The organism is Salinarimonas soli (genome assembly GCF_008386575.1).
In the GTDB taxonomy this organism is placed as follows: Bacteria; Pseudomonadota; Alphaproteobacteria; order Rhizobiales; family Beijerinckiaceae; genus Salinarimonas_A; species Salinarimonas_A soli.
Genome location: NZ_VUOA01000031.1, coordinates 1 through 14,143, shown reverse-complemented (window position 1 = coordinate 14,143; position 14,143 = coordinate 1). Strand labels below are relative to the sequence as shown.

The window sequence follows — 14,143 nt, the reverse complement described above, 5'->3', positions numbered from 1 at the left end:
GGAGCTGTCAATGCCGGACTGGCGGTCTCACGAAGCTCAGGGCAGGCCCGGGACGGATCGCGAGCCGGCCGCGGAAGCCGACCTGCTCACCGTTCGCGACCTGCGCATCGGCTTCGGTGCCGGGCCGGCCATCGTGGACGGGGTCGATCTCGACCTGGGTCGTGGCCGCCTCACGTGCCTCGTCGGCGAGTCCGGGTCCGGCAAGAGCCTCACCGCCCTGTCGCTGATGCGCCTTCTCCCACCCGGCGCGCGGGTGTCCGCCGAGGCCATGGCGTTCGAGGGCCGAGACCTCCTCGCCCTGACGGAGCGGGGGATGGAGCGGCTCCGCGGCAATCGCCTGGCCATGATCTTCCAGGAGCCGATGACCTCCCTGAATCCGACGCTGACGGTCGGCGCGCAGATCGGGGAAGCCCTTGTCGTGCACCGGGGCCTGTCGCGGGCCGAGGCACGGGCCGAGGCCCTCGCGCTGCTGGAGCGCGTCCAGATCCCGGCCGCGCGCGAGCGGCTCGATGCCTACCCCCACCAGCTCTCCGGCGGCATGCGCCAGCGCGTGATGATCGCCATCGCGCTCGCCTGCCGCCCGGCGCTGCTCGTCGCCGACGAGCCCACGACGGCGCTCGACGTGACCGTGCAGAGCCAGATCCTCGCGCTGGTCGACGCGCTTCGCGAGGAGCTCGGGACGGCCGTGCTGTTCATCACGCACAACCTGGCGGTCGTGGCGGAGATCGCGGACGACGTCGTCGTCATGTACGCGGGGCGCGTCGTCGAGCGCGGATCGCGCGACGCGATCTTCTCGGATCCGCTGCATCCCTACACCCTCGCCCTGTTCGCGGCGCTTCCGAGATCGGGCGACGTCGGACGGCGCCTCGCGTCCATCGACGGCCAGGTCCCCTCGCCGCGATCGATGCCGGTCGGTTGCCGTTTCGCCCCGCGGTGCCCCTTCGCGGTCGACCGGTGCCGCCGGGAGGCGCCTCCTCTCGGGGACCTCCGGCCGGGCCATGCGGCCGCCTGCTGGCGCGCGCCGATCGAGGAGCATGTCGGATGACCGGACCGCTCCTGCAGGTGACGGGCTTGAGCAAGTCCTACACGAGCGGAGGCGGGCTGTTGCGTCCGGGGCGCCGGGCGACCGTGGTCGACGACGTGAGCTTCGTGATCGAGCGCGGGGAGGCGTTCGGGCTCGTCGGCGAAAGCGGGTCCGGGAAGTCGACGATCGGGCGGCTCGTCCTCCGGCTCGTCGAGGCCGATGCCGGGAGCATCGTCTTCGACGGCATCGACGTGCGTGCCACCCGCAGCGCGGACCTGCGGAGGCTTCGGCGCCGGATGCAGATCGTGTTCCAGGACCCCTTCAGCTCGCTGGACCCGCGGGTGCGGATCGGCGAGAGCATTGCCGCGCCGATCCGACTGCACCGCCTCCGGTCACGCGATGCCGTCGCGGGCCGCGTGGCGGAGCTCCTCGCCCTCGTCGGCCTCTCGTCCGAACAGGCGTCGCGCTATCCGCACGAGTTCTCGGGGGGGCAGCGTCAGCGCATCGCGATCGCCCGGGCGCTCGCGGTCGAGCCCGACCTGATCGTGTGCGACGAGCCGGTCTCCGCGCTCGACCTGTCGATCCAGGCCCAGGTCGTCAACCTGCTCGCCGACCTTCGGGCCCGTCTCGGGGTGTCCTACCTGTTCATCTCGCACGACATGGCGGTCGTGCGCCATCTCGCGACCCGCGTCGGCGTCCTCTACGCGGGCCGCCTGGTGGAGGTCGGCCCGGCGCGCCGGGTGTTCGAGGATCCCCGCCACCCCTATACGCGCATGCTCCTCGCCGCCTCGCCGGTTCCGGTGCCCCACCCCGGCGCGGCACGCCGCATCGTGCTCGGCGAGCCCCCAAGCCCCTACGAGGCCAGCCAGGGATGCCGATTCGCGTCCCGGTGCCCCCACGCGGTGCCGGCATGCCTCGCCGCGCAGCCGCCGCTCGATGCGTACGGCGACGAGGGCAGGCAAGCGGCCTGCATCCGAGCCGCCGAGCTGCCGACGTCGGAGGGCGCGAGGGACGACGAAGCCCTGATGTCCGAGGCCTACCGTCGGCGGATGACGTTGCTGCGCGATGCGCGGGGGACGCGACCGGCATGAGCGCCGCCAACGACCACCCAAGGGCGACCATCGCGGACGTGGCGCGCGTCGCCGGCGTCGCGAAGGGAACGGTGTCCAACGTCCTGAACGGCCGCGCGCCAGTGTCGGACGCGATGCGCGAGCGGGTCGAGGCCGCCATCCAGTCACTCGGCTACAGTCCCGCCGAAACGGCGCGCTCCCTCACCGCCCGCAAGCGAACCGCGTTCGACAGCCGCCGCGCCGATCCGGCGGTGCCCAGGCTGACCACCGTCGGCTACGTGAGCGTGGACTACGTTGCTTGCCTGGATCGTCTTCCCGAGCGCGACGAGCGGCTGATGTCGAAGGAGATCGTGAAGGCGATCGGAGGTCCTGCCGCCAACGTGGCCGCCGTCGCGGCGGGACTCGGTGGAGGTTGGCCGGTCGCGGCGTCGCTGATCACTTGCATCGGCTGCGACGGGGACAGCGATTGGGCCCTCGCCGAACTGGCCAGCCGCCGCGTCGAGCTGATCACCCCGGTGGAGCGGCGCGAGGGGCGGCTCAACAGGGCCCTGGTGCTCGTGGAGCGCGACGGGCGCCGAACGATCATCAACGAGCCCTCGAGCCTGGCGGAGGTCGACCTGCGACGGTTCCTCGAGGCCACGGATCCGGCCGGGCTCACCTGGTGCCTGCACTTCGAAGGATACCAGGTGCCCCCGCAGATCGCCGCGATACCGCTTGCGCGGGCCCGCGGCTTCAAGCCCACGATGCAGGCGACGGGCCTTCCTCCCCAATGGCTGCGAGCCCACTCGGCGCAGTTGTTTCTCGAGTTCGACGTCGTCGTGCTCCATCGCGAGTCGCTGATCCACATCGAGGGCTGCCCGGCGGATCCGGGCGACGCGGCCGCGTGGCTGAAGGAGCGAGCCGAGGCGAGCGAGCGCTGGCCGGAGGCGGTGATCGTCACCCTCGGGGCGTCGGGCGCGCTTCTCGTCGCCCGGGATGGGCGCATCGCCAGGGCCGACGCGCTGCCCGTACCGGTGCAGGATACGACCGGGGCCGGCGACGCCTTCGTCGGTACGTTCCTGGCCTTCTGGCTGAACCACGCGCCCCTCGATCTCGCGCTGCAGTACGCCTGCGCGGCCGGGAGCCTCGCGGTCACTCGTTACGCCGCGCAGGAGATCCGCCCGTCGGCCGAGCGCCTCGCCGAGGCGATCGCGTCGCAAGGGGCAGCATCCGCGCCGCGGCTCGTACCCGCCTGACCCTGGGAGGACACCCTGACCCATCCCGCATCGATCTTTCGAACTAAGACGAACGCCGTCAAGGAGCTTTTCGGGCGGACGAGAGCCGTGATCGGCGTCGTCCACGCGCTGCCGCTGCCGGGATCCCCGGCCTACGACGGCGATCCGCTCGAACGAATCTACGCCCACGCATGTTCCGAGGCCCGGCGCTACCGGGACGGCGGCGTCGACGGAGTCATCGTCGAGAACCACGGCGACATCCCATTCGCCAAGCCCGACGAGCTCGGCCCGGAGACGGCGGCCGTCATGGCGGTGCTGACGGAGGCGGTGAGGCGCGAGACCGGCCTTCCGGTCGGGATCAACGTCCTCGCGAACGGGGCGGTCGCGGCGCTCGCGGCGGCAAAGGCCGGTGGGGGGTCCTTCGTGCGGGTCAACCAGTGGGCCAACGCCTACGTGGCGAACGAGGGCTTCATGGAGGGCAAGGCGGGGGCGGCGACCCGATACCGTGCCTGGCTCCGGGCGAGGGACGTCCGCATCTTCGCCGACGTCCACGTCAAGCACGGCGCGCACGCGATCGTGGCCGACCGCCCACTGTCCGAGCTCGCCCGGGATGCGGAGTTCTTCGACGCCGATGCCCTGATCGTCACGGGGCAGCGAACGGGCGACGGGGCGAACCTCGAGGATCTGGCCGCCGTGCGACGGTCGACCAAGCTCCCGGTGCTTGTGGGGAGCGGCGTGACCCGCGAGAACGTCGGGGACATCTTTCGGTTCGCGGACGCCGTGATCATCGCCAGCGCCCTTAAGCACGACGGCGCGTGGTGGAACGAGGTCGACCCGGAGCGGGTCGCCGACTTCATGGCGGTCGTGCGGGACCTGCGAGCATGACGCGGGTGTTCGTGCTCGGGAACGCGACGCTGGACGTCATCCTGTACGTCGACCGGATGCCCGCAGCCGGCGAGACCCGGCTGGCGAGCTCCATGACGAGGTGCGCCGGCGGCAAGGGGCTGAACCAAGCAGTCGTCGCGTCGCGGGCCGGGGCGCGAACGATCCTCGTGACCCCCGTCGGCGCCGACGCCGACGGAGGGCTGCTGCAGGCCGCCCTCGAGGGCGAGCCGAACCTGGAGGCGGAGTGGTTGCCATCCGGCGCACCGACGGATGTCTCGTGCATCTGGGTCGCCGACTCCGGCGAGAACATGATCGTCTCCACCGCGGCGAGCGCGCACGCGATAACCCGGGACGACGCGCTCCATGCACTGGCGCGCATCGAGGCGGGCGACATCCTCCTCGTGCAGGGCAACCTCGGCCCCGCCACCACCCTAGCCGCCTGCTCCGTCGCCCGGACGCGCGGCGCCCGCACGATCCTCAATACGGCTCCCATCGCCTGGGACCAACGCGAGGTTCTCTCCATCTGCGACGTGGTCGTCGCCAACGAGCCCGAGTGCCATGCGCTCCTGGGCCCCGGCGGCACGGCCGCGGCCTTCCTCCGGCTCGGGCCGTCCCTGGCGGTCGTCACGTTGGGCTCGCGCGGGGCGGTCCTCGCTGACGAATCCGGCCAGCGGATCGTCCCGGCACCGAGGGTGCAGGCGGTCGACACGGCCGGGGCCGGCGACGTCCTCACCGGGGTGCTCGCGGCGGAGCTCGCCTCCGGGAGCGTCCCACAACGGGCTCTGGAAATCGCCGTCGCGGCGGCATCGTTGTCGGTGACACGGCCAGGCACCAGTCCGTCGTTCCCCGCCGCGGCGGAGATCGAACACCTGCGGGCAATCCGCCACTCTCCGGTAAGAGGCTCAGATGCGGGATCTTCATAGCCCAGGGCGTTCGGTCGCCCAAGGAACGCGCGGGGCGGCCGCCACCTCACACCAAACGGCCACCTACGTCGCCCTCGAGGTGCTGCGGACGGGTGGGAACGCGGTCGACGCGGCGGTGACGGCATGTGCGCTTCAGGGCGTGATCGAGCCACACAACACGGGGATCGGTGGCGACTGCTTCGCCTTCGTCTGGCGCAACGACACGAACCGGCTCCATGCCCTGAACGGTTCCGGGCGTGCCCCTCAGGGGCTCGACCTCGACCGACTGCGCGCCACCGGAGCGACGGAGATCGGGCTCGAAAGCGTCCACTCCGTGACGATCCCGGGCGCCGTCGACGCATGGGACCGCCTGTTGCGGGAGCACGGCACGCGCACCCTCGCCGACGTCCTCGCGCCTGCGATCGACTATGCGGAGCGGGGCTTCGTGCTCGCTGAGCGCACAGCGGCCGACTGGCGGGCCCAGGAGGGCCGGCTCGCCCTCGACGAGGGCGCCAGGCAACACCTGCTGACCGCATCCGGCAAGGCCCCGAGCGCGGGCGAGATCATCCGCTTTCCGGCCCTGGCGAGGACGCTCCGGCTGATCGCGGCGGAAGGGCGCGATGCCTTCTACCGGGGCGCGATCGCCCGGACATTGGTGGAGACGCTGAAGGGGTTGGGCGGCTTCCACGACCTGGGCGACTTCGCCGGGCACGCCATGAGTGAGGTGACCCCGATCTCGACAAAGTACCGTGGCGTCGAATGCATGCAGATCCCTCCGAGCGGCCAGGGCCTGACGACCCTCTTGATGCTGAACATCCTGGCCGGCTTCGACCACGCCGGCCTCGACCCGATCGGCGCCGAAAGGTTCCACCTGCAGTCCGAGGCGAGCCGGCTCGCCTACCACGTGCGGGACGCCTACATCGCCGACCCCGAGTTCGCCGACGTCCCGGTCGACGAGCTCATGACCGAGCGCTTCGCGGCCCGCCTGCGCGACCGCGTCGATCCACGCAGGGCGGCCCCGCGGGACCTGGCGGTCCCGACGGTCCACCATCAGGACACGGTGTACCTGACGGTCGTCGACGGCCAAGGGAACGTCTGCTCCCTGATCAACTCGCTGTTCCATGCTTTCGGCTCCGCGAAGTGCTGCCCGAAGACCGGGATCGCGCTGCAGAACAGGGGTGCGGGCTTCCGGGCCGTCCCGGGCCATCCGAACGTCGTGGCTCCGGGGAAGCGCCCCCTGCACACGATCATCCCCGGAATGGCCATGAAGGATGGCAAGCCGTGGCTGTCCTTCGGCGTGATGGGCGGCGCCTACCAGCCGGTCGGGCAGGTGCACGTACTCCAGAACCTGGTCGACTTCGGGATGGATGTTCAGGGTGCGCTGGACGCGGCTCGGGGCTTCCGCAGCACGGAGGCGTTCGAGGCGGAGCGCGGCGTATCGGATGCGGTGCTCATCGACCTCGCCCAGCGGGGGCATCCCATTCGCCGGGTCGATGTGCCTTGGGGCGGGGGCCAGGCGATCCTGATTGATCCGGATCGCGGCAGCCTTTCGGCAGGTTCCGACCCGCGCAAGGACGGTTGCGCTCTCGCGTTCTAGGGGGAAGCCATGGCTGGAACGGTCGTCATCCTCGGCATCTTCGCGGCCGACCTCTCCTTCCGTGCGCAACGCCTCCCGCGTATGGGTGAGACGATCCTGGGCGACGGCTTCCGGCTTGGTCCTGGCGGGAAGGGATCCAACCAGGCCGTGGCCGCGGCACGCAGCGGCGCCCAGGTGCGCTTCATCACCCGGATCGGCAGGGACCCGTTCGGCGAGATGGCGTTGGCGCTGTGGGGCTCGGAAGGGATCGACACCCGCTTCGTGTCGGTCGACGATGCGCCGACGGGAGCGGCGTTCATCTTCGTCGACCGGGAGACCGGCGAGAACGCGATCATCGTCGAGAGCGGCGCGGCGGGCAGGCTGGGCGCAACCGATTTGGACGGGGCCGTGGGGGCGCTGCAAGGAGCGGATGTCTTCATGACCCAGTTGGAACAGCCCGTCGACGCCGCCTTCCGCGGGCTGGAGCTCGCAAGGCAACATGGGCTCCGGACCATCCTCAACCCGGCGCCGGCCGCCCTCCTCCCCGACTCGATTTGGGCGCTGTGCGACGTCGTCACGCCGAACGAGGCCGAGGCTTCCGCCCTGTCCGGCGTGCCGGTTCAAGACCTGCCGAGCGCTCGGGCTGCCGCTGACGCGTTGCTTCGGCGCGGGACCCGGACGGCAGTGATCACGCTCGGGGCGAACGGCGTGCTCGTCCACGAGCATGGTTCATCGATCCACATCCCTGCCTTCGATGCCGGCCGGGTGATCGACACGACCGGCGCCGGCGACGCGTTCGCGGGCGCCTTGGCCGCCGCCATCGCCGCCGGAGGCTCGACGCTGGACGCCGCACGTTTTGGATGCGTTGCCGCGGGCTTGGCCGTGACGAGGGCAGGAACGGCGGCGGCGATGCCGAAGGCGGAAGACCTCAGGCAAGTCGCGGAAAGGGTCTCCCTTGAAGCGTTGCGTTTCTTCTCCTCCAGATCTTAGTCGGCATCGCGTCGCCCCTGACGCTGCTTCGCGCGAGGCTCGGCGCCGGGGCGGTTCTCAACCCATGCACGTCGGCGCAGGGGCTTACGGTGGCCGCCACCGACGACGTCGCCCAGGTACTCCTGCCGGAGCTCGAGGACCACCTGCGCAGGCGGGCGCCCCCTGTCGACCAGGATCCCGGAGGTGGACGAACGGCCGGCGAGCCGGCGGATCGAAAGCCGCGCCTCTTGCGATGGTTCGAAGGCCAATCATTCACGATCCAGCTCAGAGCTCCAGGAAATAGCAGGCCACGGGCCATCGCTGGAAACCCGCACGTTCGTAGGTCGCTCTGGACCCGGCGTGGCCTGGATCGTCACCGGTCTCGACCATCACGATCCTCATTCCCGTCCCGCGCATCTGCATCATGGCATGGTTCATGAGGGCGCTCGCGATCCCCCTCCGTTGGTGAGCCAGGTCCACGGCGATAATGTGGATCTCGCCCATCCTATCCGCGGGATGTAGCCTGATGCCGACCCGTCCAAGAACAGCATCGCCGTCGACCGCCAGCCACGTGTTCTGTCGCGCGATTGCCAAGAACTGCCTTATGTCCGCGGCCTGCCTGACCTGCCAACCATCGGGGTAGAAGGTTTCGTAGACGCAGGGCTGCACGACCGGTCGGAGTTTCTCGAACACGGGCGCCCAGGAACGCATAGAGAGTGCCAGAACGTTGGCCTCGTGCTGCGGAGCAAAGGCGGCGATCCGCAGTCCCATAGGCGCTCTCCTCAAACATCCTCACGCGTCATGCGCAAGCGGGCCTGCAGGAGTGTGACGGTAACCCGACTTCGCATCGCTGATGTCCCAACCGAGCCATAGGCTCGCTGGACCCCGCGGAGCGCGATTGGGCTCTGTCCCAAGCCGGTGCCGGGAGCCAACGCCCGCTCGTGGGACTGCCGTCGTCGAACTGGAGGGCGGCCCCAAGTCTCAGGCTTCCAGCAGCTCTCAGCGCTCGGCAGCCTCGATGCGGGCGATATCGATCTTTCGCATGGTCATCATGGCCGAGTACGCACGCGCGGCCGCAGCCCGTTCCGGATTGCTGTTGCCGCGCAGCAGCGCCCGCGGTGTGATCTGCCACGAGACGATGTGAGGAGTAATTAATCCCGATCTAGGGTTTAATTGGTCTCGTCATCCGGTGCAGGCTCCTTTTCAGGCAGTTCAGATGTTGGATGAGGGTGAGCGCAACGTCCGGGGTTGGCCGAGATCGGCCCGGCAGCTTTCGACAACCAGGCCGCAAAAGCGGACATCTCCCTCGCTCACCCTGACGTCCCGATCCAGCCCAAGCCCATTGTGACAAGATCCGCGTCCGGGTCGGCGGTCGTGTGACTCACCCCGGAGGGCAGCCAGGCTTTCTAGCATGCGCCGGCCCCTCTCAGGCCAACCAGGACGGTTCTACTTCGCCCTCACGGCTGCAAGGCACCCGATCTCAACCTCCGCGGCGATCGGTAACAGACCACGATGGCGCCTCGTTAGCATCTCGCGCAGGCCCCTCACGTCGCTGCGCAGAGCCTTGGCCCCGCGCTCCTTAGCCCATGTCACTCGCAACGATTGTTCAGGTCCGCGCACAGCCCTCGCCACCAGCCTTGCGTGCGCGTCTGGGTCTCGATGAGGGCCCAGCGGCCCGAGCAGGCGAAGACCTGACGCGGTTCGTCACCGAAATGAAGCCGGTTGCCCTCCGGCGCGAAGGCCTCGACGAGGGCGGCGTCCGTTGAGGGCGCCTGGCGCATCTCGCCGAGCGCCTGCCCCGTGTGCCCGATGACGCCCGTCAAGAATCGAGCCTCGACCCAGCCGCGTTCCCGATAGGGCCTTAAGCCCCGCCGCGGACCTTCATGGCGCAGCGGCAATCGGATCTCGTCGATCAGGAACCAACCGTCCCGGAAACCGAGGATCGAGACCTCGAGGGAGAGAAAGTCGTTCTCGTGCTGCCGGCGCAGGGAGGGCAGCGTCACGAGAACCTTCGCCTGGCGCGACGGCCCGGCCCGCAGGGGGATACCACCCCGGACGTTCTGCTTGAGATTGCCGGCCATGTGGCAGACCTGGGTGCCCTCAGGCAAGGGCACCTTGGGCGGACGCCCGCGATCAACGGCGGCCGGCGCCGGACGGCGCGTCTCGACCCGCACGGACCTCGTCACGAGGGCGCCGGCTTCGAACGCGAGCGACGCCACCAGAACCTGGGCGGGCTCGTCGAGGCTCGCGGGGCGTCGCGGAGAGCCGGCATCGGCGCGAAACAGCGCGATCCGCCCCTCCAGGGCGGCGAGATCGAGGCTGACCGCCTCCCCGGGCGTGGTGCCGGCGGGGGTTTGCGCCGCGGCCGTGTCGCGCCAGCCCCGCGTGTCGAAGGTCACGAGGCGCGTGGGCTCGAGGCGAAAGCCGCGGGGCTGCTTGGGGCCCAGCGTGACCACTGGCGTGGCGCCGTCGTGGGCGAGCGCCGGCTCGATGGTCAGCCGATCCGTTTCATGATCCTGGTAGACAAAGACGCGGTATGCGCTCCCCGACTCCGCCGCGCGCGCGATCGTGACGAGGCTGACGCGCCGCCGCGAGCCCGTGCCCTTGGGCGCCCGCGGTTCGACGTCGAACACCCAGGCGGTCGAGACGCTCACGCGCTCGCCGCCGGCCTCAAGGGTAACCGTCCGCTCCGGCAGGCAGGTGATCGCCTCGACCGAGGCGCCGTGGCGCACAAATTCGGGGTCGGCCAGGAATGACCTGACCCCGTAAAAGTGACCCGGCCCTAATGTGTATGGGGCTGGAGCAAGGAGGGAAGCATGGGTCGCAAGCGTCACACGCCCGAGGAGATCGTCGCCAAGCTGCGCCAGGTGGACGTGCTGGTCTCGCAGGGGCAAACCGTCGATGCCGCTGCCCGCTCGATTGGCGTCACCCAGACCACGTATCACCGCTGGCGCAACGAGTTCGGCGGGCTCAAGCTCGACCAGGTCAAGCGCCTGAAGGAACTCGAGGCGGAGAACGCTCGGCTCAGGCGGGCTGTCGCCGATCTCACCCTCGACAAGGTCATCCTGACCGAGGCCGCGCGGGGAAACTTCTAAGCCCCGCCCGCCGCAGAGCGTGCATCGAGCGCGTACGAGCGGTGACCGGCATCTCGGAGCGGCGCGCCTGCCGGGTGCTGGGACAGCACCGAACAACGCAACGCAAGGCAGCCCGCACGCCCGACGATGAGGTCCGGCTCACGGCGGACATCGTGGAGCTGGCGCGCCAGTACGGTCGGTATGGCTATCGCCGGATCACGGCCTTGCTTCAGGCGGCGGGCTGGATGGTGAACCGCAAGCGTGTCGAGCGGATCTGGCGGCGGGAGGGGCTCAAGGTACCCCAGAGGCAACCGAAGCGCGGTCGGCTGTGGCCCGCCGACGGCTCGTGCGTGCGGCTGCGGCCGGAGCGGCCCAACCACGTCTGGGCCTATGACTTCGTCGAGGACAGAACCCATAACGGACGGCGGTTCAGGATGCTCAACGTCGTCGACGAGTTCACCCGCGAGTGCCTCGCCATCAGGGTGGCCCGCAAGCTCAAGGGCGCTGACGTAATCGAGGTCCTGGCCGAACTGTTCATCACGCGTGGCACCCCCGAGCACATCCGCTCCGACAACGGGCCTGAGTTCGTGGCCAAGGCGCTCCAGGGCTGGATCGCAGCCCTTGGGGCCAAGACGGCCTACGTCGCCCCGGGCTCGCCGTGGGAGAACGGCTACATCGAGTCGTTCAACGGCAAGCTCCGCGACGAGCTGCTCAGGAGCGAGATCTTCTACAGCTTGCGCGAGGCTCAGGTGCTGATCGAGGCCTGGCGCCGGCACTACAACACCGTCCGGCCCCACTCGGCCCTGGGCTACCAGCCACCTGCCCCGGAGGTGACGCTGTGGCCGGCTGCGCAACCCCGACCCGCTCCGCCGGCCACCCCACCCACCGAGACTGCCTCAATCCACTAACATTCAGCGCGGACCACTAATTGGGGGCTGGTCAAGAGGCCATACCAGCAAGCGGGTCCGCGGCCTTGTAGCCCAAGTGAATGGCTGCAACCGCGACCGTCAGGGCGACGGTGCCAGCCCACCAGAGGGCCACCTGCACGACGGCAAGCTTGCTCGCATTGAGGCCTGGACGACGCTCGTAGTAGATCCCGAACAGGAACAGCGACACCCACCCGAGCAGGTTCAGGTGAGCATGGGCTGGCATGATCGAGTGATCTTGCGACATAGCCATGCCGATCCCCATCGCCATGCCCACGAGCACGAACACAACGGCAAGTCTGAAGCTGAGTGATGATGCAGTCATGATTGGTCTCCCCCTGATCTGTGGCTCCCCCGAGCCAGGGGATGAACTTACGCCGATGCCAGCCTCTGTCATCACCCATTCCGGAGAAACCGGCGACGCTTCTGAGCGTGGCATTCCGTGGCGCCTTGCCGGCCATCACGGACCAGCGTGGAACGGTCAAGGTTCAGCCTTATTGTCCTCGCGACGCGCTGCGGCTTGGCGCCTGTCGGAGGCTCACATGCGCAACCTGACGCTCACCATCGCGATCGGTCTTATGCTCGCGGGCTGCAATACGGTCCGGCGCGGAACAGAGAGCACGGTGACGATCACCGCTCATCCGCAGACGGCCCGGATCTGGACGTCGCTTGGCCATGAATGCCCCCGCTCGCCATGCGTGCTGCAGATCGAGCGCAAAGCCGAGTTCACGGCCTATGCGGAGGCACGAGCGTATGAGCAGGGCGCGGTTGAGGTGAAGACGCAGGTGTCCTCCGATGCGGCTCCTGGCGTGATCGGCAATGCCATACTGCCTGGCGGGAGCGTCGGCCTTGTCGTCGACGTGGCAACCGGCGCCATGCTCGACCACAGCCCCAACCCGGCTCACATCCAACTCGTGCCGGTGCGCCGTGGGCGGCGCTCGGGTCCCGCTGGATCCTGACCCTTCGTCCGGCGGAAGCGGTCAGTCCTCGTCCCTATCGGTCATCTGCGACTGCCGCCCGCTGCTGACCGCAAGTTCTCTGTCGCGAGAGAACATGCGGTTAGCGCTCGGGACAGACTGCCCGCCCAGGCTTGCGACGGCCTGGCGTGTCTGGGCGGAGGCGACGGCCAACCCAGTACGGCTACGGTCTCGCCCAACACCGTTACGGTCGAGGACGCGAACGACCATCGTGCGGGAGAGATGCAGCCGGCGGCCGATCTGGCCGGTGCCCAGCCGTTCCTCGACGTAGAGCCGGCAGATCTCGGTCTCGACCTCGCCGGTCACCTTGCGCCCACTCATGATGCTCGCCACGCTCGTGTCGGCACCACAAATGCCGCTCAAGACGTGCACACATAGGTTATCGTCTGACAAGGGCGCAGATACAGGACACACTGTGTTCGCCGAAGCGCCATCATTGGGCCAGTTCGAAATGCACAGTGGTGATTGTCGAGTCCACGGGGTGGATCCCGGCCGTCTAGTTCTCTTGACCCCCGCCTCGCTGGAGTGTGACTCGGCGCAGCGCGCGGGACAGCTCTTCCGCCGCGTAGAGCTTCTGCAGAAGCTCGAAGCCGTGGCGCCCCTCCTCGGCCAGCACGTGGCTGTAGCCCGAGGTGAGTAGGATCGGCAGACCAGGGTAGAGCCGACGGCTCTCCTTCCCGAGCTCGACGCCGCTCATCCCGGGCATCACTACATCCGAGAACACGACGTCGAAAGCCTGCCCATCAGCCAGACAGGCGAGCGCCTCGGTAGCGTTACCGGCCCAGGTGGTCTCGTAGCCTAGATCCTGGAGAAGCTGGGTCGAGAACTCACCAACCTCCCGGTTGTCCTCGGCCACGAGCACTCGGCTCCCCCGGCCGTGCTCGCGACGAAACGGGGCGTCAGTGATACTGTCCGACGTTTCGCCTTTCAGAGTGTCGGCATGAGGCAGGTAGAGGAAAAAGGTAGCCCCCTGTCCGATCTCACTCTCGACCGCCACGTCACCGCCCGACTGCTTAGCGAAGCCGTAGACCTGGGACAGCCCTAGGCCCGTGCCCTTGCCCACCTCGTCGAGCGCGGCCTCCAGCGCTCGACGGCGCTCGGTCCGCGAAAGGTAGGCGTAGGTGCCGGTGCTGCCGAGCAGGCCCACCGAGTCGACCTCGGCGTCCCTCAGGCGTGCGACGAGCTTGCGAAGCGCGACGACCTCGACCTGTCCGGACGCATCGGACGGCGTGATCGGAAAGGCCGAAAGGCCATCAAGCAAGCTCATAGCGCGGTCCGCCTTACTGCGCTCCAGATGAGCCCGGCGGCGAGAGACAACATCATCGTCCCGACCAGGAGGTCGAGCACGCGCCAAGCGACGGGCCTGGCGAACAACGGCGCCAACACCCTAGCCCCGTAGCCCAAGGCCGTGAACCAGGACGCGCTCGCGAGCGCCGCCCCGGCGATGAAGACGGGCTGGGCGGCCGGTGGGTGCGAGGCGCCGACGGATCCCACAAGGAGGACGGTATCGAGGTAGACGTGCGGGT

General features: G+C 69.2%; 15 protein-coding genes and 1 pseudogene. 9 read left to right on the top strand and 7 right to left on the bottom strand.

Annotation, left to right across the window (positions count from 1 at the left end):
• The first annotated feature begins 10 nt into the window (after positions 1-10).
• The 7 genes from F0L46_RS17275 to F0L46_RS17245 all read left to right on the top strand — a co-directional run bounded on the left by F0L46_RS17275 (position 11) and on the right by F0L46_RS17245 (position 7,661).
• Positions 11-1,045: an ABC transporter ATP-binding protein gene (locus F0L46_RS17275; RefSeq protein WP_149819815.1), complete on the top strand. Its 1,035-nt coding sequence runs from the start codon at positions 11-13 to the stop codon at positions 1,043-1,045.
• Positions 1,042-2,115, top strand: coding sequence for an ABC transporter ATP-binding protein (locus F0L46_RS17270; protein WP_149819813.1), 1,074 nt, complete (start codon positions 1,042-1,044; stop codon positions 2,113-2,115). Before F0L46_RS17275 ends, F0L46_RS17270 begins: the two co-directional genes overlap by 4 nt.
• A gap of 38 nt (positions 2,116-2,153) precedes the next feature.
• Positions 2,154-3,329 carry a carbohydrate kinase family protein gene (locus tag F0L46_RS17265; RefSeq protein WP_188312023.1) on the top strand — a complete coding sequence of 392 codons (1,176 nt, stop codon included), beginning with the start codon at positions 2,154-2,156 and terminating at the stop codon, positions 3,327-3,329.
• 87 nt (positions 3,330-3,416) lie between these two features.
• The gene (locus F0L46_RS17260) at positions 3,417-4,193 is read left to right on the top strand and encodes a BtpA/SgcQ family protein (RefSeq protein ID WP_306461778.1); all 777 of its coding nucleotides are present in this window, start codon (positions 3,417-3,419) and stop codon (positions 4,191-4,193) included.
• Positions 4,190-5,116 carry a ribokinase gene (locus tag F0L46_RS17255; protein ID WP_149819808.1) on the top strand — a complete coding sequence of 309 codons (927 nt, stop codon included), beginning with the start codon at positions 4,190-4,192 and terminating at the stop codon, positions 5,114-5,116. The genes F0L46_RS17260 and F0L46_RS17255 overlap by 4 nt, the downstream gene beginning before the upstream one ends.
• Positions 5,100-6,692, top strand: a complete 1,593-nt coding sequence (gene ggt, locus F0L46_RS17250; RefSeq protein WP_149819806.1) for a gamma-glutamyltransferase — start codon at positions 5,100-5,102, stop codon at positions 6,690-6,692. The genes F0L46_RS17255 and ggt overlap by 17 nt, the downstream gene beginning before the upstream one ends.
• Positions 6,693-6,701: 9 nt before the next feature.
• Positions 6,702-7,661 (top strand): ribokinase, encoded by a 960-nt coding sequence (locus F0L46_RS17245; RefSeq protein WP_149819804.1) that lies wholly within the window; start codon positions 6,702-6,704, stop codon positions 7,659-7,661.
• Positions 7,662-7,925: 264 nt separating this feature from the next.
• Here F0L46_RS17245 and F0L46_RS17240 read toward each other — a convergent pair whose 3' ends face one another.
• The 3 genes and pseudogenes from F0L46_RS17240 to F0L46_RS17230 form a co-directional block, all read right to left on the bottom strand.
• The gene (locus tag F0L46_RS17240) at positions 7,926-8,411 is read right to left on the bottom strand and encodes a GNAT family N-acetyltransferase (RefSeq protein ID WP_149819802.1); all 486 of its coding nucleotides are present in this window, start codon (positions 8,409-8,411) and stop codon (positions 7,926-7,928) included.
• A gap of 228 nt (positions 8,412-8,639) precedes the next feature.
• Positions 8,640-8,774, bottom strand: a pseudogene (locus F0L46_RS26925) (VOC family protein); the annotation flags it as partial.
• A 455-nt stretch (positions 8,775-9,229) separates the two neighbouring features.
• The gene (locus tag F0L46_RS17230) at positions 9,230-10,372 is read right to left on the bottom strand and encodes a hypothetical protein (protein ID WP_149819800.1); all 1,143 of its coding nucleotides are present in this window, start codon (positions 10,370-10,372) and stop codon (positions 9,230-9,232) included.
• An 84-nt stretch (positions 10,373-10,456) separates the two neighbouring features.
• Here F0L46_RS17230 and F0L46_RS17225 point away from each other — a divergent pair.
• Positions 10,457-11,622 (top strand): IS3 family transposase gene (locus tag F0L46_RS17225; protein ID WP_149819798.1). Its coding sequence is split into 2 segments (ribosomal slippage): positions 10,457-10,721 and positions 10,721-11,622, totalling 1,167 coding nucleotides; the frame shifts between segments, so codons are not numbered across the junction.
• 31 nt (positions 11,623-11,653) lie between these two features.
• Here F0L46_RS17225 and F0L46_RS17220 read toward each other — a convergent pair.
• Positions 11,654-11,965: a hypothetical protein gene (locus tag F0L46_RS17220; RefSeq protein WP_188312022.1), complete on the bottom strand. Its 312-nt coding sequence runs from the start codon at positions 11,963-11,965 to the stop codon at positions 11,654-11,656.
• Between the two features lie 217 nt (positions 11,966-12,182).
• Here F0L46_RS17220 and F0L46_RS17215 point away from each other — a divergent pair, with 217 nt between their 5' ends.
• A complete protein-coding gene (locus tag F0L46_RS17215; protein ID WP_149819796.1) occupies positions 12,183-12,599 on the top strand; it encodes a translation initiation factor 2 in 417 nt (138 codons plus the stop codon).
• 21 nt (positions 12,600-12,620) lie between these two features.
• Here the strand turns inward: F0L46_RS17215 and F0L46_RS26920 are convergent, their stop codons facing one another.
• The 3 genes from F0L46_RS26920 to F0L46_RS17200 all read right to left on the bottom strand — a co-directional run.
• The gene (locus F0L46_RS26920) at positions 12,621-12,950 is read right to left on the bottom strand and encodes a hypothetical protein (RefSeq protein WP_240540040.1); all 330 of its coding nucleotides are present in this window, start codon (positions 12,948-12,950) and stop codon (positions 12,621-12,623) included.
• A 163-nt stretch (positions 12,951-13,113) separates the two neighbouring features.
• Positions 13,114-13,884, bottom strand: coding sequence for a dihydrodipicolinate synthase family protein (locus tag F0L46_RS17205; protein ID WP_149819794.1), 771 nt, complete (start codon positions 13,882-13,884; stop codon positions 13,114-13,116).
• On the bottom strand, positions 13,881-14,143 hold a 263-nt coding region (locus tag F0L46_RS17200; RefSeq protein ID WP_188312021.1), incomplete at its 5' end, for a LysE/ArgO family amino acid transporter. The genes F0L46_RS17205 and F0L46_RS17200, both read right to left, overlap by 4 nt.